The sequence below is a fragment of the Rhodococcus sp. F64268 genome (assembly GCF_023015605.1).
In the GTDB taxonomy this organism is placed as follows: Bacteria; Actinomycetota; Actinomycetes; order Mycobacteriales; family Mycobacteriaceae; genus Rhodococcus.
The window spans coordinates 433,901-455,549 of the sequence record NZ_JALKAI010000001.1; the positions used below are offsets into that span (position 1 = coordinate 433,901).

At 66.5% G+C, this 21,649-nt stretch carries 20 protein-coding genes; 13 read left to right on the forward strand and 7 right to left on the reverse strand.

Translation table 11 applies throughout. The features are described from left to right. Positions 1-14: 14 nt before the first annotated feature. From MWU77_RS02030 to MWU77_RS02050, 5 genes are all read left to right on the forward strand, one after another. Positions 15-335, forward strand: a complete 321-nt coding sequence (locus tag MWU77_RS02030; RefSeq protein ID WP_169687888.1) for a hypothetical protein — start codon at positions 15-17, stop codon at positions 333-335. A gap of 52 nt (positions 336-387) precedes the next feature. Beyond that, positions 388-906: an RNA polymerase sigma factor gene (locus MWU77_RS02035; protein ID WP_169687887.1), complete on the forward strand. Its 519-nt coding sequence runs from the start codon at positions 388-390 to the stop codon at positions 904-906. Positions 907-979: 73 nt separating this feature from the next. Next, positions 980-1,606: a TetR/AcrR family transcriptional regulator gene (locus MWU77_RS02040; protein WP_247272813.1), complete on the forward strand. Its 627-nt coding sequence runs from the start codon at positions 980-982 to the stop codon at positions 1,604-1,606. After that, complete coding sequence (locus tag MWU77_RS02045) at positions 1,603-3,225, forward strand: acyl-CoA dehydrogenase family protein (protein ID WP_169687885.1); 1,623 nt, start codon at positions 1,603-1,605, stop codon at positions 3,223-3,225. The genes MWU77_RS02040 and MWU77_RS02045 overlap by 4 nt, the downstream gene beginning before the upstream one ends. A 95-nt stretch (positions 3,226-3,320) precedes the next feature. Further along, the gene (locus tag MWU77_RS02050; RefSeq protein ID WP_247272814.1) at positions 3,321-4,109 is read left to right on the forward strand and encodes an FAD:protein FMN transferase; all 789 of its coding nucleotides are present in this window, start codon (positions 3,321-3,323) and stop codon (positions 4,107-4,109) included. 6 nt (positions 4,110-4,115) lie between these two features. On the opposite strand, the gene pgi is transcribed toward MWU77_RS02050, so the two are convergent. After that, positions 4,116-5,750 carry a glucose-6-phosphate isomerase gene (gene pgi, locus MWU77_RS02055; RefSeq protein ID WP_247272815.1) on the reverse strand — a complete coding sequence of 545 codons (1,635 nt, stop codon included), beginning with the start codon at positions 5,748-5,750 and terminating at the stop codon, positions 4,116-4,118. A gap of 75 nt (positions 5,751-5,825) precedes the next feature. Here pgi and MWU77_RS02060 point away from each other — a divergent pair, with 75 nt between their 5' ends. Beyond that, positions 5,826-7,277, forward strand: a complete 1,452-nt coding sequence (locus MWU77_RS02060) for an NAD-dependent succinate-semialdehyde dehydrogenase (RefSeq protein WP_169687882.1) — start codon at positions 5,826-5,828, stop codon at positions 7,275-7,277. Between the two features lie 40 nt (positions 7,278-7,317). Here the strand turns inward: MWU77_RS02060 and MWU77_RS02065 are convergent, their stop codons facing one another. Then, positions 7,318-7,641 carry a chorismate mutase gene (locus MWU77_RS02065; RefSeq protein WP_169687881.1) on the reverse strand — a complete coding sequence of 108 codons (324 nt, stop codon included), beginning with the start codon at positions 7,639-7,641 and terminating at the stop codon, positions 7,318-7,320. 209 nt (positions 7,642-7,850) lie between these two features. Here MWU77_RS02065 and pcrA point away from each other — a divergent pair, with 209 nt between their 5' ends. Continuing rightward, positions 7,851-10,217: a DNA helicase PcrA gene (gene pcrA / locus MWU77_RS02070; RefSeq protein WP_247272816.1), complete on the forward strand. Its 2,367-nt coding sequence runs from the start codon at positions 7,851-7,853 to the stop codon at positions 10,215-10,217. A gap of 87 nt (positions 10,218-10,304) precedes the next feature. Here pcrA and MWU77_RS02075 read toward each other — a convergent pair whose 3' ends face one another. Beyond that, on the reverse strand, positions 10,305-11,261 hold the full coding sequence (locus tag MWU77_RS02075; RefSeq protein WP_169687879.1) for a M23 family metallopeptidase: 957 nt from the start codon (positions 11,259-11,261) through the stop codon (positions 10,305-10,307). Between the two features lie 488 nt (positions 11,262-11,749). On the opposite strand from MWU77_RS02075, the gene sucC reads away from it, so the two are divergent. Together sucC and sucD are read left to right on the forward strand one after the other, a co-directional pair. Continuing rightward, positions 11,750-12,919 carry an ADP-forming succinate--CoA ligase subunit beta gene (gene sucC / locus MWU77_RS02080; protein ID WP_169687878.1) on the forward strand — a complete coding sequence of 390 codons (1,170 nt, stop codon included), beginning with the start codon at positions 11,750-11,752 and terminating at the stop codon, positions 12,917-12,919. Between the two features lie 15 nt (positions 12,920-12,934). Next, positions 12,935-13,837, forward strand: a complete 903-nt coding sequence (gene sucD / locus MWU77_RS02085) for a succinate--CoA ligase subunit alpha (protein WP_169687877.1) — start codon at positions 12,935-12,937, stop codon at positions 13,835-13,837. Between the two features lie 91 nt (positions 13,838-13,928). On the opposite strand, the gene MWU77_RS02090 is transcribed toward sucD, so the two are convergent. Beyond that, the gene (locus MWU77_RS02090; protein ID WP_169687876.1) at positions 13,929-14,549 is read right to left on the reverse strand and encodes a YigZ family protein; all 621 of its coding nucleotides are present in this window, start codon (positions 14,547-14,549) and stop codon (positions 13,929-13,931) included. Between the two features lie 64 nt (positions 14,550-14,613). Between MWU77_RS02090 and MWU77_RS02095 the strand changes: the two genes are divergently transcribed. Genes MWU77_RS02095 through purH form a run of 4 tightly spaced genes read left to right on the forward strand, consistent with a single transcriptional unit; the run spans position 14,614 to position 19,484 of the window. Then, entirely contained in the window at positions 14,614-15,597 is a 984-nt protein-coding gene (locus MWU77_RS02095) for a DUF5336 domain-containing protein (RefSeq protein WP_247272817.1), read from the forward strand. A 49-nt stretch (positions 15,598-15,646) separates the two neighbouring features. Next, a complete protein-coding gene (locus MWU77_RS02100) occupies positions 15,647-17,224 on the forward strand; it encodes a DUF6350 family protein (RefSeq protein WP_247272818.1) in 1,578 nt (525 codons plus the stop codon). A gap of 54 nt (positions 17,225-17,278) precedes the next feature. Further along, positions 17,279-17,926: a phosphoribosylglycinamide formyltransferase gene (gene purN / locus MWU77_RS02105; RefSeq protein WP_240959118.1), complete on the forward strand. Its 648-nt coding sequence runs from the start codon at positions 17,279-17,281 to the stop codon at positions 17,924-17,926. After that, positions 17,913-19,484, forward strand: coding sequence for a bifunctional phosphoribosylaminoimidazolecarboxamide formyltransferase/IMP cyclohydrolase (gene purH, locus MWU77_RS02110; RefSeq protein ID WP_247272819.1), 1,572 nt, complete (start codon positions 17,913-17,915; stop codon positions 19,482-19,484). The genes purN and purH overlap by 14 nt, the downstream gene beginning before the upstream one ends. A gap of 55 nt (positions 19,485-19,539) precedes the next feature. Here the strand turns inward: purH and MWU77_RS02115 are convergent, their stop codons facing one another. The 3 genes from MWU77_RS02115 to MWU77_RS02125 all read right to left on the reverse strand — a co-directional run bounded on the left by MWU77_RS02115 (position 19,540) and on the right by MWU77_RS02125 (position 21,641). Further along, on the reverse strand, positions 19,540-19,776 hold the full coding sequence (locus MWU77_RS02115; RefSeq protein ID WP_169687872.1) for a hypothetical protein: 237 nt from the start codon (positions 19,774-19,776) through the stop codon (positions 19,540-19,542). A 273-nt stretch (positions 19,777-20,049) separates the two neighbouring features. Next, a complete protein-coding gene (locus MWU77_RS02120) occupies positions 20,050-21,021 on the reverse strand; it encodes an alpha/beta hydrolase (RefSeq protein WP_169687871.1) in 972 nt (323 codons plus the stop codon). A gap of 38 nt (positions 21,022-21,059) precedes the next feature. Beyond that, complete coding sequence (locus tag MWU77_RS02125) at positions 21,060-21,641, reverse strand: DUF4126 domain-containing protein (protein WP_247272820.1); 582 nt, start codon at positions 21,639-21,641, stop codon at positions 21,060-21,062. Positions 21,642-21,649 lie beyond the last annotated feature (8 nt).

Here is a 21,649-nt window from a genome sequence, read left to right on the forward strand (position 1 = left end):
GGGAAGGGGACGCGATGAGCGACTCGGATGTTTCCCTGTGGGAGGCTTTGGGACTGTCACCTGACAGTGCCCTCGAGCCGGTGCCCGACGACGTGTGGGACGGTGCGGTGGGGGCGGCGGTGGATCCCGATGCGGCGATCGCCCCCTCCGGGCTCGTGCCCGACGACGCATCTGTAGCGGCCGGCGACGACATCGTTCTCGACGATGACGACATCGTTCTGGGTGGCACCGATTCCGGCCCGGAAGACGAGACCTCCGATGTGTACAGCGACTCCGGAACCGACCTGGACGAGCCGGTCTCCGGTGGACTCGACGGGCTCGACCTGGGATGGTGATCCTCGGCCGAAGTCGGGGGCGGTAATCTACCGCCACGACATGGGGGTATGTATGGACGACGACGAGCTGATCGCGCAGTGCCGAGCCGGCGACACCGCAGCGTTCGGTGAGCTGGTGGGTGCCTATCGAACCCGCACCTGGGCAGTGTGCCTCCAGATCACCGGCAACCGGTACGACGCAGAAGACGCGCTGCAGGACGCATTGACTGCGGCATGGCAGAACCTCGACAAGTTCCGGGGCACCGCCAAGTTCAGCACGTGGCTGCATCGCATAGCGGCGAACGCGGCTCTGGCGACCGTGCGTCGTCGCCGCGAGGTGATGGTCGACGAGATCGATCTGGGTGTGAGTTCCGAGTCGCCGGTGGCCGACCGCGTCGTCGACGTCGACGCGGTGCGCCGCGCGCTCGCAGACCTGCCGGACGAATACCGCGCCGCGGTCGTGCTCCGTGAATACGCGCAGCTCAGCTATGCCGAAATCGCTGAGCATCAGGGGATCGGGGTGCAGACCGTCAAGAGCCGGATCAACCGTGCGCGCACCCGACTCGTGGAGGCACTCGCTCCCACGGCATGACCGTCGCCGATGCGCGATGCTCCTTGACTCGAGGGCCTTGACTCAAGGGGTGAACCCAAGTTCAATGCTTGGTGTGGCCTATCGGCGTACCCCAGCAGTGCAGCAACGACTCGACGCCCAACGCGACGCCATCGCGTCCGCGGCGGTCGCGTTGTTGACCGAACACGGGTACCAGGGGTTGTCCATCGCGGCCGTCGCCGAGCGAGCCGGAGTCGCCACCGGCACCGTCTACCGGCATTTCACGGACAAATCCGATCTCATGGTCCGCGTCTTCCGCGAACAGTGTGGTCGCGAGGTCGACGCGGTCAACGCCGTCGCCACCACCGGAACGGCCGCCGAACGTATCGCGCGAGTCATCGAGACGTTCGCCTCCCGCGCATTGCGGAAACCCGCCCTGGCATACGCCCTGCTCGCCGAACCCGTCGACGCAGCTGTCGACGCCGAGCGACTCCTCTTCCGTCGTGCGTTCGCCGCCGCGTTCGCCGACGCGATCCGACTCGGTGTCACCACCGGCGAACTACCCCCGCAGAACCCCGGGCTCGTGGCCGCAGCCCTCGTCGGGGCCGTCGGTGAAGTCCTCACCGGCCCCCTCAGCGTCGGTGAGGCGGCCGCCACCACCATTCCCGATCTCGTCACCCTCGGTCTGCGCGCGGCAGGATGCGACCCGGCCCTGGACCGGCACGAAGGAGTTCCGTCATGACATTCCCGGCCACACACGAAGTGTTCAATCAGGTACCCGATCTCGTGCCCTTTCACGCCGCCGACGACCGAGCGCTGCTGGAAGGGCTGCGCCGCGAGGGCGCATCCTGGGCCGAAGACGAGGTCCGTGAACTCGGCGTGCTCGCCGGTGGTGTCGAGGCACAGGAATGGGGCAGGCTCGCCAATGAGTATCCGCCCGTTCTGCATACTCACGACCGCTACGGAAACCGGATCGACGAAGTCGAATTCCATCCGCACTGGCACGACCTGATGACCGTCGCCGTCGAGCACGGCCTGCACGGCGCACCGTGGAGGGATCCTCGCCCGGGTGCGCACGTCGCCCGCGCCGCCAAATTCTATGTGTGGGGGCAGGCCGACGCCGGGCACATGTGCCCGATCTCCATGACCTACGCCGCGATTCCCGCGTTGCGGCACAACCCGGAGCTCGCAGCGATCTACGAGCCGCTCCTCGCGGCACCCCACTACGACTTCGGCCTGCGCGAACCGACGTCCAAGCGCGGCCTGATCGCAGGCATGTCCATGACCGAGAAACAGGGCGGCTCCGACGTCCGTGCCAACACCACGACGGCGACACCCAACGCCGACGGCAGCTACACGATCGTCGGCCACAAGTGGTTCACCTCGGCTCCGATGTCCGACGTGTTCCTGACCCTGGCCAACACGGAGACCGGCTCGTCGTGTTTTCTGCTGCCGCGGGTGCTGCCCGACGGCACGCGCAACCGCATCCATATCCAGCGCCTGAAGGACAAGCTCGGCAACAAGTCCAACGCGTCGTCCGAGATCGAATACCAGGGCGCGATCGGGTGGCTCGTGGGGCCGGAGGGTCGCGGCGTCAACACGATCATCGAGATGGTGAACATGACCAGGCTCGATTGCGTCATCGGCTCGTCGACCGGAATGCGGGCGGCCACGCTACGCGCCGTGCACCACGCCCGTCATCGTAAGGCGTTCGGCGCGTTGCTCATCGATCAGCCGCTCATGCGCAACGTCCTCGCCGATCTCGTCGTCGAATCCGAGGCGGCCACCACCATGATGATGCGGCTTGCCGGAGCGACCGACCGCGCGGGTGGTGACGAACAGGAAGCGGCGCTGCGCCGGATCGCGCTGGCGGTCACCAAGTACTGGGTATGCAAGCGCGCCCCCGCGCACAGCGCCGAAGCCCTCGAATGCCTCGGCGGTAACGGCTACGCCGAGGAATCGGGCATGCCGCGGCTCTACCGGGAGGCGCCGCTGATGTCCATCTGGGAGGGTTCGGGCAACGTCGCAGCCCTCGACGCACTCCGCGCGATGGTCAAGCAACCCGACAGCGTCGAAGCATTCTTCTCCGAAGTCCGGTTGGCCGAGGGCGCCGACAGCCGGCTCGACGACGCGATCGCGCGCGTCGGCAAAGAACTCGCCGATTTCGAGAACATCGAATACCGGGCCCGACGCATCGTCGAACTCATGGCGCTGGTGTTGCAGGCAGCTCAACTGGTACGGCACGGGCACCCCGCGGTGGCCGATGCGTTCTGCGCGAGCCGGCTCGATTCCGATTGGGGAATCGCACTGGGCACTCTGCCCACAGGGGTCGACACCGAAGGCATTCTGTCTCGAATCTGACCACGGCCGGGATCTGTTTCGGCACCTGACCGGCGCGAATATTCAAGGCATACTGGAGGTCAACGTCCCAGAAACGATTGCGGGTGGTGCCCGTCATGATCAGCAGCACACAGTGGCGGGGGTGGGGGGAAGACGTCGCGGTGGCGGTGACCGAATGCGCAGCACTCGGTGAAGCCGAAGAGCTCGTGCGGTCGGTGATCGAAGAGTCCGCGGCCGCATGCGACCTCCGACGCGGCGACGCGGAGATTCATACGGTGAACCTGGCGCAGGGCACACCGGTGCGGGTGAGCCCGAGGCTGGCGGCGCTCCTGAGGTCTGCACTGTGGGCTGCGCGGATGACCGACGGCGCGGTCGATCCTGTCGCGGGCGACGACGCGATACTCGACGAGAAATCCGTGCCTCCGATCCATCCGATCCCGCGCTATCTCGACGTGCAGCTCGACGACGAGACCGTGCTCGCACCGTGGGGTGCGAGCCTCGACATCACCGCCACCGCGCACGCCGACGTCACCGACAGGGCAGCAACGTCGGTCGCGACCGTGCTCGAATGCGGGGTGCTGGTGCAGATGGGCGCCACGATCGCGACCGCGGGGCACTGCCCCGCCGGCGGGTGGCAGGTGTCGCTGCCCGACCACGGCATCGTCGAGCTGCCGACGGGAGCCGCGATGAGTTCGCGGACGTCGGCCGCCGGCGAGCAACGATGGGGCACGATCACCGTCATCGCAGCGGACGCAGTGTGGGCCGATGCTGCCGCGGCGACGGCCCTGCATCGGGGGATCGGGGCGATATCGTGGCTCGAGCAGTACGAACTGGCGGGCCGCCTCATCGATTCGAGAGGCCGGGTCCACACGACGTCGACGTGGTCGGATCCGCGTGCGGCGTGAGCTCGGTCAGCTCTTCCGCATGCGGTGATACGTCCGGATCAGGGCGTCGGTGGACGCGTCGCCCGCGGAGATCGTGTCTTCGCTCTCCAACGCAGGTTGTAGTGCCGTGGCCTGTACCTTCCCCAACTCGACGCCCCACTGGTCGAACGAATCGATACCCCACACCACCCCCTGTACGAACACCTGGTGCTCGTACAGCGCGATGAGCTGGCCGAGTGTGGACGGCGACAACTGCGGTGCGAGGATCGTCGTGGACGGCCGATTTCCGGGCATCACCTTGTGCGCTATCAGCTCGTCCGCGGTGCCTTCGGCGCGGATCTGTTCGGCAGATTTCCCGAACGCCAGCACCTTCGATTGCGCAAGCATGTTCGCCATCAGCGTCGCCTGCATCGATCCGGTGCCGTCGCGGCCCGGGAGGTCCACCAGTGCCCGCGCGAACCCGATGAAGTCGGCGGGCACCAGGTGGGTGCCCTGATGAAGTAGCTGATAGAACGCGTGTTGCCCGTTCGTGCCCGGTTCGCCCCAGAAGATCTCACCGGTCGCGTAGTCGACGGCAGACCCGTCGATACGCACCGACTTGCCGTTCGACTCCATCGTCAGCTGCTGTAGGTATGCCGGAAACCGCACCAGGTCATTGGCATACGGAAGCACGGCCCGCGACTGGGCGCCGAGGAAACTCGTGTACCACACCCCCAGAATCCCGAGCAGGATCGGAGCGTTCTCCTGTGGCGGCGCCGTGCGGAAATGAGTGTCCATCGTGTGGAAGCCGGCCAGGAATTCAGCGAACCTATCGCGGCCGATCGCGCACATCACGGACAGCCCGATCGCCGAATCCACCGAGTATCGGCCCCCGACCCAGTCCCAGAACCCGAACATGTTCGCAGGATCGATCCCGAACTCGACGACCCGTTCACGATGCGTCGAGACGGCCACGAAATGCGACGCCACCGCCTCGTCTCCGAGCGCGGCGACCAGCCAGCGTCGCGCGGCCGTGGCGTTCGACAGGGTTTCGAGTGTCGAGAAGGTCTTCGATGCCACCACGAACAGCGTCGATGCGGGATCGAGGCCGGTGAGCACCGCCGTCAGATCAGCGGGGTCCACATTCGACACGAACCGCACCTCGGGGCCGTCGGCGTAGTGGCGCATCGCGCGGGTGACCATCACCGGCCCGAGGTCGGAGCCGCCGATACCGATGTTGACGACCGTCGCGATCTTTTCGCCCGTCGCGCCACGCCACCCGCCCGAACGCACTCGATCGGTGAACTCACCCATCGCGGTCAGTACCTCGTGGACCTGTGCGGTCACGTCCTCACCGTCGACGACCAGCGACGAATCGCGGGGGAGTCGCAGGGCGGTGTGCAGGACGGAGCGGTCTTCGGTGACGTTGATGCGCTCCCCGGCGAACATCGCGTCCCGTCGGTCTTCGACCCGCGCTACCCGCACCAGCCCGAGCAACAACTCGAGGGTCCGGTCGGTGATCCGGTGCTTGCTGTAGTCGATCGACAGATCGCCCGCGGTGGTGGACATTCGCGTGGCACGCTGAGGGTCCTGCTCGAAGAGGTCCCGCAGGTGTATCGACTCCACCTCCGCCCGATGCGCAGCGAGTTCCTGCCATTCGACCGTGGCGGTGATGTCGATCATGTCAGAAGACTAGCCCTCACCAGCGGTTACTGCCGGGTTGCTGACGGGCCGTGTCCTATCAAGCATTATGAGGAAATGGACACCGCAGAGTTGATCCGTTCCGTTCCCACAGACCTGTTTCTCGGCGGCCGTTGGATACCCGCCGAGGGCGGCAACACCTTCGCCGTCCGCGACCCCGCCACCGGAGACGAACTGACCCGGGTGGCGGATGCCTCGCCCGGCGACGCCGCCGCAGCCCTCGATGCGGCGGTGGCCGCAGGGCCCGACTGGGCGGCGACCCCTCCGCGGCAGCGCGGCGAGATCCTGCGGAGTGCGTTCGAGAAGGTCACCGCCCGCGCCGACGACTTCGCGCACCTCATGTCGCTCGAGATGGGCAAAGCACTACCCGAGAGCCGATCCGAAGTCGCCTACGGCGCCGAGTTCCTGCGGTGGTTCTCCGAGGAAGCCGTCCGCATCCCCGGCCGCTACACCCAGGCGCCGGCCGGGACCGGACGCATCCTCGTCACCAAGCAGCCGGTGGGTCCGTGCCTCGCGATCACCCCGTGGAACTTCCCACTCGCGATGGGCACCCGCAAGATCGGTCCCGCCTTCGCTGCCGGATGCACCATGCTCGTCAAACCCGCTTCCGAGACCCCACTGACGCTGCTGCTGCTCGCAGAGATCTTCGCCGAAGCAGGACTGCCCGAGGGCGTGCTGTCCGTGCTCCCGACATCCCACGCGAGCGCCGTCACCGGGCCGCTCCTGGAAGACACACGGCTGAGGAAGCTCACCTTCACCGGATCGACCGGGGTGGGTCGCGCGCTCGCCGAAACCGCAGGCCGCTCACTGCTTCGCACATCACTCGAACTCGGCGGCAACGCGCCGTTCCTGGTGTTCGACGACGCCGACCTCGACGCCGCCGTCGAGGGCGCAGTGGCCGCGAAACTGCGCAACGGCGGCGAGGCCTGCACGGCAGCGAACCGATTCCACGTCGCGAACTCCGTGAAGGAAGAATTCGTCACCAAGCTGGCCGAACGGATGTCGGCATACCGCATGGGCCCGGGCACCCACCCGGACACGACACTCGGGCCCCTGATCAACGAAGCCCAGCGGAACACCGTCGTCGAACTCGTCGACGATGCCATCTCGGCCGGCGCGCGCATACGCCTCGGCGGACAGGTGCCGGACGGTCCGGGTTGGTTCTATCCCGCGACGGTGATCGACGACGTACCGCAGCGCGCCCGCATCCTGCGCGAGGAAGTGTTCGGGCCGGTCGCCGCGATCAGCGGATTCGACACCGAGGACGAAGCGATCGCCGCGGCGAACGCCACGGAGTACGGATTGGCGGCGTACGTCTTCACCAACGACCTCGACCGAGCGTTGCGCCTGTCGGATGCGATCGAGTCGGGCATCCTGGGCGTCAATCGGGGAGTGGTCTCCGACGTCGCGGCGCCGTTCGGTGGCGTCAAGGACTCAGGACTCGGTCGGGAAGGCGGCAGTGAAGGGATCGAGGAGTACCTCGACACGAAGTACATCGCCCTGCAGTGACCGACGGGGCCTTGAAGTGACCGACGGCTCGGGGCGCCTGCTAGTGGCCGAGGCGTCCCCGGCCGAGGCGCAGCAGCAGCATCGCCAGCGTGTGGCCTTCCTGACCCAGCTCGCTGAAACGCTCGAGTACTTTCATCTCGCGGCTGTGGACGAGCCTGGTGCCACCGGAAGCCATGCGAGTGCGACCGATCAGACGGGACACCTCGGCGCGACGCTTGACTGCGGCCAGAATCTCCGCGTCGAGGCGGTCGATCTCCTGGCGGAGCTTGTCGATCTCGGCCTCGGAGGTGGGCACGGGGTCGGCGGCGGCACCGTTCGGAGTGGCGGTACCGCCGGTCAGCGAAGCGTCGATGTTCGTACTCATGTCGTCTCCTCGAGTCAGCTCTGAAATCGTCCGAGAATCGGGGTCTGTTACCCGGATGGGGAAACGTCGGTGGTCGAGACGCGGAACCGACCGTGTGCGCGCAGCTCGGCCGAACGAAGGACACATGACATAGCGTCCAGTTTGCCACCCGTACACCGAGCGGCCAAGTCGGATTCGATGTCCGACCCGTCCGGTAGTTTTAGAAGACGATGAACACTCCTGCAGCGCTCGCCCATTCGCTCCCCGCTTCCGACGCCCTTCTCGAGGGCCTCAATCCGCAACAGCGGGAAGCGGTCACCCACGAAGGGGCTCCGCTGCTCATCGTCGCGGGAGCGGGTTCGGGCAAAACCGCTGTGCTCACCCGCCGTATCGCATATCTGCTGGCCGAGCGCGGTGTCACCCCCGGGCAGGTGCTCGCCATCACCTTCACCAACAAGGCCGCGGCCGAGATGCGCGAGCGTGTGGCGGGGCTCGTCGGGCCGCGCGCGCATTCGATGTGGGTCTCGACGTTCCATTCGAGCTGCGTGCGGATCCTGCGGGCGCAATCCGCGTTGCTGACCGGCATGAACTCCAACTTCACGATCTACGACTCCGACGATTCCCGTCGTCTGCTGACGATGATCGCCAAGGATCTCGAGCTCGACACCAAGAAGTACTCCGCCAGGCTGCTCGCCACCCAGATCTCGAACCTGAAGAACGAGCTGATAGGTCCTGAGGAAGCCGCTGCGACCGCAGGATCCGATCCCGCTCCGCTCCCGAAGATCGTCGCGAGTGTGTACGCGCAGTATCAGAGGCGGTTGCGTGCGGCCAACGCATTCGACTTCGACGACCTCATCGGTGAGACGGTCGCACTTCTGCAAGCTCATCCGCAGGTCACCGAGTATTACCGCCGTCGCTTCCGTCACGTTCTCGTAGACGAATACCAGGACACCAACCACGCGCAATACGTGCTCGTGCGTACTTTGGTCGGCGACCCCGACGAACCGGGCGATGTCGCACCGAGCGAGTTGTGCGTGGTGGGCGACGCCGATCAGTCGATCTACGCGTTCCGAGGCGCGACGATCCGCAACATCGAGGAGTTCGAGCGCGACTATCCCCAGGCTCGCACCATTCTTCTGGAGCAGAACTACCGCTCGACACAGAACATCCTGTCCGCCGCGAACGCCGTCATCTCCCGCAACACGGGCCGACGGGAGAAGCGACTGTGGACCGACGCGGGAACGGGTGAGGCGATCACCGGCTACGTGGCCGACAACGAGCACGACGAAGCCCGGTTCGTCGCCTCCGAGATCGACCGGCTGGTCGACACCGGCGAGGTCAAGTACTCCGATATCGCCGTGTTCTACCGCACCAACAATGCTTCCCGGCCTTTCGAAGACGTGTTCATCCGTCACGGTGTGCCCTACAAGGTGGTCGGGGGAGTGCGGTTCTACGAGCGCAAGGAAGTGCGCGACGCGGTCGCGTACCTCAAGGCGCTCGACAACCCCCACGACACGGTGAGCCTGCGCCGTATCCTCAACACCCCGCGCCGCGGCATCGGCGATCGTGCCGAGGCGTGCGTCGCCGTGCACGCAGAACGGTACGGCGTGAGTTTCGGGCAGGCGCTGCTCGATGCCGCGGAGGGCAATGTCGCGCTGTTGAACACGCGCGCGCAGAAGGCAATTGCGGGCTTCGTCGATATGCTCGACGACCTGCGAACGATGTTGAGCGAGACCGACGCCGACGGAAATGACGCGGTCGACATCGGCGACGTCGTCGAGGCGATCATCGAACGCAGCGGTTACCGCGCCGAACTTGCCGCCAGCGATGATCCCCAGGACGGCACTCGCCTCGACAACATGCATGAACTTGTCAGCGTGGCAAGGGAGTTCAGCTCGGATGCCCGCAACGCCGCCGGGGTGGTCGATCCTGAACTCGAGGAGGGCGCACCCGCGCCCGGCTCGCTGGCCGCATTCCTCGAGAAGGTGTCGCTGGTCGCGGATGCAGATCAGCTTCCCGACAACGACGCCGGCGTCGTCACGCTCATGACACTGCACACCGCGAAGGGGCTGGAGTTCCCAGTGGTGTTCGTAACCGGCTGGGAAGACGGCCAATTCCCGCACATGCGTGCGCTCGGCGACCCGGCCGAACTGTCCGAGGAGCGACGCCTCGCGTACGTGGGTATCACCCGCGCGCGGCGTCGCCTCTACCTGTCGCGCGCGATACTGCGCTCGGCATGGGGGCAGCCGGTCACCAACCCGGAATCGCGTTTCTTGCAAGAGGTTCCGCAGGAGCTCATCGATTGGCGTCGGGCCGATCCGGGTCCGGCGCGTGGACAGTCCATCGGGTCGGGCACCGGGTCTCGCTTCTCCGCCGGCGAATCACGTTCGGCGACTCCGAGTTTCGGAGCGGCACGCGGGCGCAACAATCATCTGGTGCTTGCCGTGGGCGACCGCGTTACCCACGACAAGTACGGTCTGGGGACGGTGCTCGAAACCAAGGGGTCCGGGCCCACCGCGACGGTGGTCATCGATTTCGGAAGCGCAGGTAAGGTGCGGCTGATGCTGGTCGGCGGTGTGCCGATGACCAAGCTCTGAGAAAAATTGCGGCGCCGCGGCCGGCGGGGTACTCACGCGGAGTGGCGACGCCGTGGCGCAGTCCGAAAGCGCCGGAGAGTGCTCTGCTCAGTCGACGTTCTGGCCGAGGGCGATGCCTCGTGTCGCGAGCCACGGAATGGGGTCGATCTTGTCGACGCCGTTCAGGTGAACCTCGAAGTGCAGGTGGGGGCCGGTGGAGAATCCGCGGTTGCCCATGGTGGCGATCTGATCGCCCGCCATGACTTTCTGGCCGACGGTGACGAGCGAGTCGTTGATATGCCCGTACACGGTGACGGTGCCGTCCGCGTGGAGCAGGCGGATCCACATGCCGAAGCCCGAAGCCGGACCGGAGTCGATGACCTCGCCGTCGGCGACCGCGAGGATCGGGGTGCCGATCGGGCCTGCGATGTCGACACCCGCGTGCAGGGTGCCCCAGCGAGCTCCGAAATTCGAGGTGAACGCGCCGATGGCAGGCAGGGCGAACAGGGGACGGCGGGCGGCTTCTTCGCGCGCTGCCCGTTCCTCGCTGAAACGCTGGCCCTTGGCGAGCAGGTTGGAGAACTGAGACAGATCGTTGGGATCTGCGATGTTGAGAACCTGGGGTGCCTGTGACGGCGCTGCGCCGTTGCTCGCGGAATCGGAGGCGAACTGGGCTGCCTGCGGCACGGCCGTCGCGGTGAGGGTGTTCGCGTTCGAGGTGTCGGCGGCGAGTGCGATCTCGGAGGTCTCGGGGCTCGAACCGGAAGTGCTGGTCGCGGCCTGTCCTGCGGCGACGACGGCACCGGCGGCGACCGCGAAGACCGCTGCGCGACCCTTGAGTGCGGTAGGGGGAGTGGGGATGCGGTGGGCACCCGTACGCGGCGCGGGGGAGTTGACGTTCTCGACCGGCTCGCTGCCGTAGTAGGTGGGTTGTGCCTTACCGGTGTTGCGGAAGTCGGTATCGACGAAGTGCTGGGTATCCGACGAACTCCAGGGGTCCCAGGCGTCGTCGGGGGTGGTGGAGCGGCGAGCGGGGCTGCCGGTGATCTGGCTGCCTGGACGCATGCCGTCCTCCTTCGTCGTGACCTCATCGTTACTCGAGCTGGAGGTGACGGTAACGAAACGGTCGCGTAGGTGGCAAGCCGTAGGCCCGAAGCGGGCGCTTATGTGACCGGCATCACAGGTTGGACCTGGGCGGATCCGGTCATTCCCCCCAGGTCACGAATTCAAACCTTCGGCGGGTGCGGAGATCGCGAACGTGATCGCCGGGTGTCCTTCAGGTCTGTGCGCGCGATCACCTGAACCCGCTCCGGGTGCCGGTCGCCATGCGGTCTCGGCCACCTGTCATTCTGGTTCGGGTGGTCCTCTCGGTTGTCGTACAACTGCCTTCCCGGAGGTAACCCCCGTGAGGTAGTGCGAGGCCTGCGGAACCCGTGATGTGTGCCACAGAGTGCGGGCGCAGTCGTTTCGTAGGTCGTCCGAGAAACTAGAGTCCGAAATCGGCCCGCTCAATACCCCCGAGCGGGCGAGAACGCAGACGAGACGGTGAGCAGATGGATCTCTTCGAATACCAGGCGAAGGAACTCTTCGCCAAGCATGACGTGCCGACATCGGCCGGCCGTGTGACCGACACCGTCGCCGGTGCCCGCGAGATCGCCGAGGAAATCGGCAAGCCCGTGATGGTCAAGGCGCAGGTCAAGGTCGGTGGCCGTGGTAAGGCCGGCGGCGTGAAGTACTCCGCGACCGCAGACGACGCGCAGACCCACGCCGAGAACATTCTCGGCCTCGACATCAAGGGTCATATCGTCAAGAAGCTGCTGGTTGCAGAGGCGAGCGAGATTGCGGAGGAGTACTACATCTCCTTCCTGCTCGACCGCACCAACCGCACCTACCTGGCGATGTGCTCGGTCGAGGGTGGCATGGAGATCGAAGAGGTCGCCGCCACGAAGCCCGACCGCCTGGCGAAGATCGCCGTCGACGCCGTCAAGGGCGTCGACCTCGCATTCGCGCGCGAGATCGCAGAGAAGGGCCACCTGCCCGCCGAGGTCCTCGACGCCGCGGCTGTGACCATCCAGAAGCTGTGGGAGGTCTTCATCAAGGAAGACGCTCTCCTCGTCGAGGTCAACCCCCTCGTCCGTACGCCCGACGACCAGATCCTCGCCCTCGACGGCAAGGTCACCCTGGACGCGAACGCCGACTTCCGTCAGCCCGGCCACGCCGAGTTCGAGGACAAGGACGCGACGGATCCGCTCGAGCTCAAGGCCAAGGAGAACGACCTCAACTACGTCAAGCTCGACGGCGAGGTCGGAATCATCGGCAACGGCGCAGGCCTGGTCATGTCGACCCTGGACGTCGTCGCCTACGCAGGCGAGAAGCACGGCAATGTCAAGCCGGCCAACTTCCTCGACATCGGTGGCGGTGCCTCCGCTGCAGTCATGGCTGCCGGACTCGACGTCATTCTGAACGACGCGCAGGTCAAGAGCGTGTTCGTGAACGTCTTCGGTGGCATCACCGCGTGTGACGCGGTCGCCAACGGCATCGTCGGTGCGCTGAAGACTCTGGGCGACGAGGCCAACAAGCCGCTCGTCGTGCGCCTGGACGGCAACAACGTCGACGAGGGTCGGCGCATCCTCGCCGAGGCCGCTCACCCGCTGGTCACGGTCGTCGCAACAATGGACGAGGCTGCCGACAAGGCTGCCGAGCTCGCCTTCGCCGCGAAGTAAGGGACACACAGAACAATGGCAATCTTCCTGACCAAGGATTCCAAGGTCATCGTCCAGGGCATCACCGGCGGCGAGGGCACCAAGCACACCGCGTTGATGCTCAAGGCAGGCACCCAGGTCGTCGGTGGCGTGAACGCCCGCAAGGCAGGCACCACGGTCTCGCACACGGACAAGGACGGCAACGCCGTCGAGCTGCCCGTCTTCGGCACCGTCGCGGAGGCCATGAAGGAGACCGGCGCGGACGTCTCGATCGCGTTCGTTCCCCCAGCCTTCTCCAAGGACGCCATCGTCGAGGCCATCGACGCCGAGATCCCGCTGCTCGTCGTCATCACCGAGGGCATCCCGGTGCAGGACTCCGCGTACGCGTGGGCCTACAACGTCGAGAAGGGCAACAAGACCCGGATCATCGGCCCCAACTGCCCCGGCATCATCACCCCCGGTGAGGCGCTCGTCGGCATCACCCCGGCAAACATCGCAGGCAGCGGCCCGGTCGGCCTGGTTTCGAAGTCCGGCACCCTGACCTACCAGATGATGTTCGAGCTCCGTGAGTACGGCTTCTCGACCGCCATCGGCATCGGCGGCGACCCGGTCATCGGCACCACCCACATCGACGCCATCGAGGCGTTCGAGAAGGATCCCCAGACCAAGGTCATCGTGATGATCGGCGAGATCGGTGGCGACGCCGAAGAGCGCGCAGCCGACTACATCAAGGCCAACGTCACGAAGCCGGTCGTCGGCTACGTTGCGGGCTTCACCGCTCCCGAAGGCAAGACGATGGGCCACGCAGGCGCAATCGTCTCCGGCTCGTCGGGCACGGCGCAGGCCAAGAAGGACGCTCTCGAAGCTGCAGGCGTCAAGGTCGGCAAGACGCCGTCCGAGACCGCTGCACTCGCGCGCGAGATCCTCGCATCGCTCTGAGCTTGTAGCGCCTGAGCAGATTCACCGCGGCGCCCACCCGGACCACACGGCCGGGAGGGCGCCGCGTGCTCGTTTCGACCACTCGCCGTTCCTACCGGTCGATCCACTCGGTGCCCGCCGGTTCGAGCTCGCCTGCACCCGAGGTCAGCGAGGCCACCAGGCCTTCGAGCTCGGCCGCATCGCCCGCCACCGTGAACTCCACCCGGTCGGTGTAGACGACGTCGAGCACCGCCACGCCGCGCCCCCGCAGTTCTGCTTCGAGTCGCCCGGCGTCGGCATGCCCGACATCGAAGGTGAACCGCTCACGTTTTTGTCGTTCGACGAGCGCGGCGGTGTCCAGCGCCGTCGACACCGCCCCGGAGTAAGCGCGCACCAGACCTCCAGCGCCGAGTTTGATACCGCCGAACCAGCGCGTGACCACCACGACAATGTTCACGAGGTCGCGGTGGTGCAGCACCTGCAGCATCGGGACGCCGGCTGTGCCGCCGGGCTCGCCGTCGTCGCTCGACCGTTCCGCCCGTTGGGCCTGGTCGTCGCCCACGACGAATGCCCAGCAGTGGTGACGGGCATCCGGATACAGACGACGTTGTTCCTCCACGAAACCGGCGGCGTCGCCGGTCGAGTCGACCCGCCGTAGCGCGGCGAGGAAGCGCGAATGCTTCACCTCCGTTTCCACGACGACGTCGGATCCGAGCGCGAGTGTGTGCGGCATGGCCACCATTCTGGCGTCGGGTGCATAGGGTGGTGATCAGCGACCGACTACTGCAGGAGGATCGATGTCATACCCCAGCGGCCCATCCGTCCAGAGCAAGGTTGTGCCGTTGCTGTTACCGATCGGCGTGGCGGTGCTCGGCCTCGTGAATTTCATCGTCGGACTCGCCCCGTACGTGAGGATCACGTTCGGCTCGTTCGTGTCGTTGTCGTCGTTCGACTTCGGGTTTGCGGTCGTGCCGCTGGCGTTTCTGCTGTTCGGCGGTGGTTGCGCGGCGCTGTCCTTGCTGCCCGGCCAGGATCTACGTGCTACAGCGGTCGTCGCGTCGGGGGTCGGATTCGTGACGTCGCTGTTCCAGCTGTTCCACCTGCCTCAGGACACCGGCATCGCCTGGGGCGGCGTGACGATTCTCGTCCTCGGTCTCCTGCAGACGGCGCTTGCGGTGTTCGCGCTGCTCTTCGGTATCGGCGTGCTGGTGCCGGGGCAGCGATCCGCCCCGCAGGGCGTGTACGGGCAGGGCTTCCAGCCGCAACCCTTCCAGCAGGGTGCACCCCAGCAATCTCCGGCCGGCCAGTTCGGCGCGCAAACTCCCGGGCAGGGATACGGCACCCAGGGGTTCGGCACGCAGGGGATCGGAACTCAGGGGATCGGGACTCAGGGGACTGGAACTCAACAGTTCGGAGCTCAGCAGTTCGCGGCCCCGCAACAGTTCGGTGCGCAACAGGCCGGCCAGGCCCAGTACCCGGGGATGCAGCATTACCAGGGCCGGCAGGACACCTTTTCGGGACAGACACCCGGGCAGGCCCCCTACAGCGAGTACCTGCAGCCGTACGTGGCGGCACAGCGCGAGGCAGAGCAGTCCCACGATCCCGGGCAGTCCCACGATCCGGGACAGTCCCACGGCGCCGGACAGCCGCAGGACCCGACCCGGTCGCAGGAGACCGGGCCCGAACAGACCCGCGATACCGAGTCCGGTACATCGCCTGTGGCCGAGAACACCCCTGATGCGCCGACTCAGGTGTTCCGAGCACCCGACGACCAGCGGTGATCGGCGCGCCTGACGCCGTTGGCCGACAGGCGGTGCAACGATCGAGGTGATGACTTCGACGCTAGGCAGGCCAGTTCGGCACACACCCTCCGAGGACGACGGGATCGACTCGGAACGCTTCCGGATCTTGATCGCAGCGGCGGCGCGTGTTCCTGCGGTGACGATCGCCTTCGTCGCGACCGTCGTGGTGATCACAATGGTCGTGGCGAACAGCGATCTCACCGGGATCTACGCGGCGATCGCCGGTACGTGGCTGGCGCTGCACCAGGTGACTCTGACGATCGACGACACGTCGCTCGGCGTGCTCCCATTGCTGCCCACGGGGCTGATCGTGTGGCAGGCGGCGCGGGCTAGTGCCACGGCCGTGGATTCGACTATCGACCACACCGAACAGAATCTGACGCTGCAGGACGCGGCGCGGATCGTCGTCGCGACGCTCGCGGGCCCGATGATCGTGACCGTGATCGCCCTGGTCGTGATGCAGGACGCCGCGGGCGTGCTCCCGGTGACGACCCCCAACGCGGCCGCTGCCCTCGCCTGGGTGACCGGCCTGTATCTCCTGGCCGCCGTGTTGGGGATCGGTTCCCGGACGTGGCGTGTGGTGTGCGGGAGGTACGAAGTCCCCGAGTGGCTCGTCCTGTCGGTGCGCCCGGCGGTGCGAGCGCTCCTGAGCATGTTCGCGATGGGCGGTGTCCTCACGCTGGTTGGCATGGCGTTGTCGTGGACCACCATGGGCGACCTCCTCGAGCGCGGTGGGGGAGTCGTCGGTGTCCTCGGTCTGACGGTGATGTCGGTTCTCTACCTCCCCAACGTGTTCTTGGGTGCCTCGTCGATCCTTGCCGGTAGCACCGTGCAGTTCGGTGACGTCCGATTGAGCCTGTTCGAGGCGAGCGGCGGCGACTTGCCTGCACTGCCCGTCCTCGCCGCGATTCCCGCCGGTCCTGCACTCGCGTTCTGGCCGGTGATGCTTGCTGTTCCCGCGACCGTCGGGGCTCTCGCGGGCCGGTTCGTCGCGCACCGTGTCCTGCAGGCACAGGCCGATGGCCTCCCGGTGCGCAGCTCCGACGCGTCGCTGACGCTTCTCGCGGCCGCCGCGCAGACCGGTGTCGCGATCGCGCTGCTGACCTGGGCGGCAGGTGGTCCGCTCGGGATCTTCGGGATCGTGGGGAGCAATTGGTGGCTCACGGGTGTCCTGGTCTTCGCGTGGGTCGGGCTGCTCGGGCTGATCACCGCGCAGTTGCTGATGTGGCGCGAAGGCAAGTTCGCGGCAGCGCAGGCCGCCGAGGAGGAGTACGACGACAACGAAGGCGAGTTCGACGACCTCGATGGCGACGACGGGGACGACTGGGACGACGAGGTCAAGGCGATCGAGGGCCCCGGCTCGGATACTGCGGATGACGGCGAGGAGACCGCCGATCCCGAAGATGCCCAGGACCCGGCCACCGACGATGAGATCCCCGATGACGAGGCCCCCGAAGACGAAGTCCTCGAAGCTCGGGATACCGACGGCGAAGCCGAGGACTCCGACGACCCGAACGTCATCGACGCAGAAGTCGTCGACCTCGACGACGACGCGTCGGACGCGCACGAGGAGGTCGAAGAAAAGCGTGGGAAGGACGGCGACTAGTCTCTGAGGCGGCCGCCTTTCCGGCCTGCCCCCTCGAGTTCCAGGAGTAGAGCGCTGACTGCCTCGCGTGACCAGCTGCCGCCCACCGCGCCCGCGCGGATCGTCGTCCTCGCTTCGGGCACGGGAAGTCTCCTGCGCTCGCTCATCGACGCGACTCTCACCGCCGACTACCCCGCGCGGATCGTTGCCGTCGGAGTAGACCGCGAGTGCGCCGCGCAAGAGCATGCCGCTGCTGCCGACATCCCGCACTTCAAAGCGACCCTGCGTGACTACGCCGACCGCGGCGAGTGGGATCGCGCCCTCACCGAGGCCGTCGCGAAACACGAACCCGATCTCATCGTCACCGCGGGCTTCATGAAGATCCTCGGCGCCGCGTTCCTCGAACGATTCGGTGGGCGCATCATCAACACGCATCCCGCTCTGCTGCCGTCGTTCCCCGGTGCGCACGCCGTCCCCGACGCGCTGGCCTACGGCGTGAAGGTCTCGGGGTCGACCGTGCACCTCGTCGACGGTGGCGTCGACACCGGGCCGATTCTCGCGCAGGAAACCGTGCCGGTCCTCGACGACGACGACGAGGCTGCCCTGCACGAACGCATCAAGGTTGTGGAACGACGCTTGCTGGTCGACGTTGTCGCCGCCGTCGCGACCCGTGGAGTTGTATCCGATGGACGAAAGGCCGTGATCCCCAGTGACCGAACGTAAGACTGTGCGCCGCGCACTGGTCAGCGTCTACGACAAGAGCGGACTGGTCGAGCTGGCGAGTGGGCTGCACGACGCGGGCGTCGAACTGGTGTCCACCGGCTCCACTGCCGCGACGATCGCCGGTGCAGGCGTGCCCGTGACCCGGGTCGAGGAGCTCACCGGGTTCCCCGAATGCCTCGAAGGCCGCGTCAAGACGCTGCACCCGCGCGTACACGCAGGCATCCTCGCGGACACCCGCAAGCAGGACCACCTCGACCAGATCGCCGATCTCGGGATCGAGGCGTTCGAGCTGGTGATCGTCAATCTGTATCCGTTCACGCAGACCGTTGCCTCGGGCGCGACCCCCGACGAGTGCGTCGAGCAGATCGATATCGGCGGCCCGTCCATGGTGCGTGCTGCTGCCAAGAACCACCCGTCGGTCGCGGTGGTCGTCGACCCCGCCGGTTACGGTGACGTCCTCGAGTCCGTCAAGGGCGGTGGGTTCACGCTGGCCCAGCGCAAGCGTCTTGCGGCGCAAGCCTTCCAGCACACCGCTGCATACGATGTCGCGGTTGCGAGCTGGATGAACGCCGGCTACGCGAACGGTGAGGTCATCGCAGAGGGCGACTCGCAGTTCCCCGCGTGGACAGGTGCGACGTGGGTCCGCGCGAATGTCCTGCGCTACGGCGAGAACCCGCACCAGGCCGCTGCGCTGTATGTGTCCGAGGACGGCGAGCCGGGTCTGGCGCAGGCCGAGCAGTTCCACGGCAAGGAAATGTCGTACAACAACTACCAGGACGCCGACGCTGCGTGGCGCGCTGCGCACGACCACAGCGAGCCGTGCGTCGCGATCATCAAGCATGCCAATCCGTGTGGCATCGCGATCGCCGACGATATCGCCGCCGCCCACCTCAATGCGCACGAGTGCGATCCGGTGTCGGCGTACGGTGGCGTGATCGCCGCGAACCGTGAGGTGAGCGTGAAGATGGCCGAGCAGGTCGCCGAGATCTTCACCGAGGTGATCATCGCCCCCGCCTACGCGGACGGTGCCGTCGAGGTGCTCTCCCGAAAGAAGAACATCCGCATCCTGCGCGCGGATTCGCCGAAGACCGCACAGATCGAGATGCGTCAGATCTCCGGTGGTTTGCTTCTGCAGGAGCGCGACGCGCTCACCGCTGACGGAGATGCGCCGGCCAACTGGCAGCTCGCGTGCGGAGATCCGGCCGACGAGGCGACACTGCGCGATCTCGAATTCGCGTGGCGCACGGTTCGTGCCGTCAAGTCCAACGCGATCCTGCTGGTGTCCGGCGGGGCGACCGTCGGTGTCGGAATGGGCCAGGTCAACCGGGTCGATTCGTCTCGCCTCGCGGTGGCCCGTGCCGGGGACCGTGTCGTCGGTTCCGTCGCAGCATCCGACGCGTTCTTCCCGTTCGCGGACGGTCTTCAGGTGCTGACCGAGGCGGGCGTCAAGGCTGTGGTGCAGCCGGGCGGTTCGGTGCGCGACAACGATGTCATCGAGGCTGCTCGCGAAGCAGGTATCACCCTGTACTTGACGGGCGCCCGCCACTTCGCGCACTGATGTCGCGTTGACGGAGTCGTTCTCGCAGGGCTACCGCCCACTCGCAGTTGCCGTCTCAGGCAGCGTGCGGGTGGGCGGTGTGCTGTGCGGGAGCTTCTGCGGCGAGGACGCCGCGATCGTCGGCGATGACGAGGCGGGCGGCACCGCGATCGAGCAGCTTGCGGATGAGATCGGCAGCTTCTGCAGCTTTTTCTGCATCGACGTGGCTGAGATCGATCGTGATGGCGTGGCCTGTCAGATCGTCGGGCAGTGTCTTCGGGATCTCGCCGGTAGGGCTGAGTCGGAATTTCATGGTGTTTCTCCTGTTGGAAGGGAAAGAAAAAGGCACCCGGGGCGATGTGCCGGGTGCCGAGAGCGGAGTCGTCGAGGACTCTATTCTCGGGGTTTCCGCGGGGCTACGTGGAAGTGGAAGTAGGCGAACGGTACGGAGCGGCGCTTGCAGAACTGATACTGACGTTGCATCGGACCGTACCTTTCTTGTGTGTTCCATCGGGTTAACGGCAAACCATACACGAATTACGCGTAAGCGACATCCAAAATTCCCCGCGCGGTCCGGGGGCTTTGGTCAGAGCGACTTGATCCACTTCTCGAAACCGCTGGTGAATTCCTCGGAGTAGGGCAGATCGGCGACGTAGTCGGAGCCGGTGGACTGCTGCTCGCCGATGTCCTTGAGAACGTGGTTGGTGCGCTGCATGCGCAGCGACGTCAAGCGCGTGTGCACCAGCGCGGAATCGAGTGCGTCGACATCCTCGATACGGACCTGGATGTCTTTCGAGGAGACGGTCGTGAGGACGGGAAGATTGCCGTCGATCTGCGCGGCGAGCATCCGGGGATCGAGTGCGTCCTCCTCTGCGAGGGCCTTCGCGTTGGCCGAGACGAGACCGGCGTTGCGGAGCGGTTCGGGCAGGTCGTCGCTCAAGGTGCCGTCGGCGCGGAGCGACTCGACCGCACCGGCCAGCGCGAGACGCAGTTGATCGGCGACCTGCACGGGTAGCTGCCGCGCCGACACCACCGCGTCGAGCTGGGCATCGATTTGGGCGGTGAGCAGGTCGAGCAGGCGCACGGCCAGCGGCTCGAGGAGGCCGAGGCCCTTGATGTCGATGTCGGTGCGAGCGTTGTTCTGCGCGAGCGACAGGGCGATCAGCGCTCCCTCGCTGTGCCCGATGACGTACATCCGCGAGGAATCCACACCGCGTTGTCCTGCGAGGAAAGCCAGGGCATCGGAAGCGGCATCGATGAATGTCGAGAACCCGAGATCGGCGACGTCCTCGACGTCGTAGGGGCCGAGGCCCGTGGTGCCGCTGCCGAGCTTGTCGTAGCGCAAGCTTGCGAATCCGTTGTCTTCGAGGACGTCGGCGAGGTGCCGGAGAGTGCCGATCTTCCCCGGGAGCAGGGCACTGTCGCCGTTGCGATCGGTGGGGCCGCTGCCCGCGAGCAACAGCACCGCCGGCACCGCTCCCTTGATCGAGACGGGGATGCGCATGCTGCCGTGCAGGGTCACATCGCCGCTGGAAAAGGTGATCTCGGTGTCCGACATGTCATTTGTCTATCAGAAGGGCACCCCTTGGTGGACACTCAGGCCGTTCCGGCGGACCGCGCGCGTCGCATCCGGCCGTATCCTTTGAATCCGAGCCAGCCGAACAAGATCAACAAAGGGATCACCAGCAGCGGCAGGACCAGCGAGATCAGTGACGTCACGAACGACGCCACGCTGTCGATTACCGACAACACCGGATTACCGACGCCCGCAGTTGTGGCGGTACTCACGGCGCGCGTTCCGGTCTGTGCCGTGCTCACCGCGAGCGCAGTGGGCGCGCCGACGACGATCCCGGCGATCGCCGCCCACGCCGGATCGAGGTTGCTGAGCGCTGCCCATGCCACGAGTGCTCCCGCAATCGGGCGGGTGACCGTACCGGCCAGAGACAACGCATTGTCGACGAACGGGATCAGATCGGCGAGCACTTCTGTGACCGTCGCGATCGTGAGCGCGGTCAGTGCCGCGGTAGAACCGACCCACGACATCGAGTCGCCCACGACGATGCCGAAGAGTTCGAAGTGCACCGCAGCGCTCAACATCAGCAGCGGGAGGAATGTGCGCAACCCGGTCGCGGCGGCAAGGCCGAGTCCGAGCAGCACCGCCAGGAACCAGGTGTCCATGAGCGGCA

Bases quoted from the DNA above. Each gene is read 5' to 3' on its own strand.
- MWU77_RS02030 (WP_169687888.1), top strand. From the start codon at position 15: ATGAGCGACTCGGATGTTTCCCTGTGGGAGGCTTTGGGACTGTCACCT.
- MWU77_RS02035 (WP_169687887.1), top strand. From the start codon at position 388: ATGGACGACGACGAGCTGATCGCGCAGTGCCGAGCCGGCGACACCGCA.
- MWU77_RS02045 (WP_169687885.1), top strand. From the start codon at position 1,603: ATGACATTCCCGGCCACACACGAAGTGTTCAATCAGGTACCCGATCTC.
- MWU77_RS02050 (WP_247272814.1), top strand. From the start codon at position 3,321: ATGATCAGCAGCACACAGTGGCGGGGGTGGGGGGAAGACGTCGCGGTG.
- pgi (WP_247272815.1), bottom strand. From the start codon at position 5,750: ATGATCGACATCACCGCCACGGTCGAATGGCAGGAACTCGCTGCGCAT.
- MWU77_RS02060 (WP_169687882.1), top strand. From the start codon at position 5,826: ATGGACACCGCAGAGTTGATCCGTTCCGTTCCCACAGACCTGTTTCTC.
- MWU77_RS02065 (WP_169687881.1), bottom strand. From the start codon at position 7,641: ATGAGTACGAACATCGACGCTTCGCTGACCGGCGGTACCGCCACTCCG.
- pcrA (WP_247272816.1), top strand. From the start codon at position 7,851: ATGAACACTCCTGCAGCGCTCGCCCATTCGCTCCCCGCTTCCGACGCC.
- MWU77_RS02075 (WP_169687879.1), bottom strand. From the start codon at position 11,261: ATGCGTCCAGGCAGCCAGATCACCGGCAGCCCCGCTCGCCGCTCCACC.
- sucC (WP_169687878.1), top strand. From the start codon at position 11,750: ATGGATCTCTTCGAATACCAGGCGAAGGAACTCTTCGCCAAGCATGAC.
- sucD (WP_169687877.1), top strand. From the start codon at position 12,935: ATGGCAATCTTCCTGACCAAGGATTCCAAGGTCATCGTCCAGGGCATC.
- MWU77_RS02090 (WP_169687876.1), bottom strand. From the start codon at position 14,549: ATGCCGCACACACTCGCGCTCGGATCCGACGTCGTCGTGGAAACGGAG.
- MWU77_RS02095 (WP_247272817.1), top strand. From the start codon at position 14,614: ATGTCATACCCCAGCGGCCCATCCGTCCAGAGCAAGGTTGTGCCGTTG.
- MWU77_RS02100 (WP_247272818.1), top strand. From the start codon at position 15,647: ATGACTTCGACGCTAGGCAGGCCAGTTCGGCACACACCCTCCGAGGAC.
- MWU77_RS02115 (WP_169687872.1), bottom strand. From the start codon at position 19,776: ATGAAATTCCGACTCAGCCCTACCGGCGAGATCCCGAAGACACTGCCC.
- MWU77_RS02120 (WP_169687871.1), bottom strand. From the start codon at position 21,021: ATGTCGGACACCGAGATCACCTTTTCCAGCGGCGATGTGACCCTGCAC.
- MWU77_RS02125 (WP_247272820.1), bottom strand. From the start codon at position 21,641: ATGGACACCTGGTTCCTGGCGGTGCTGCTCGGACTCGGCCTTGCCGCC.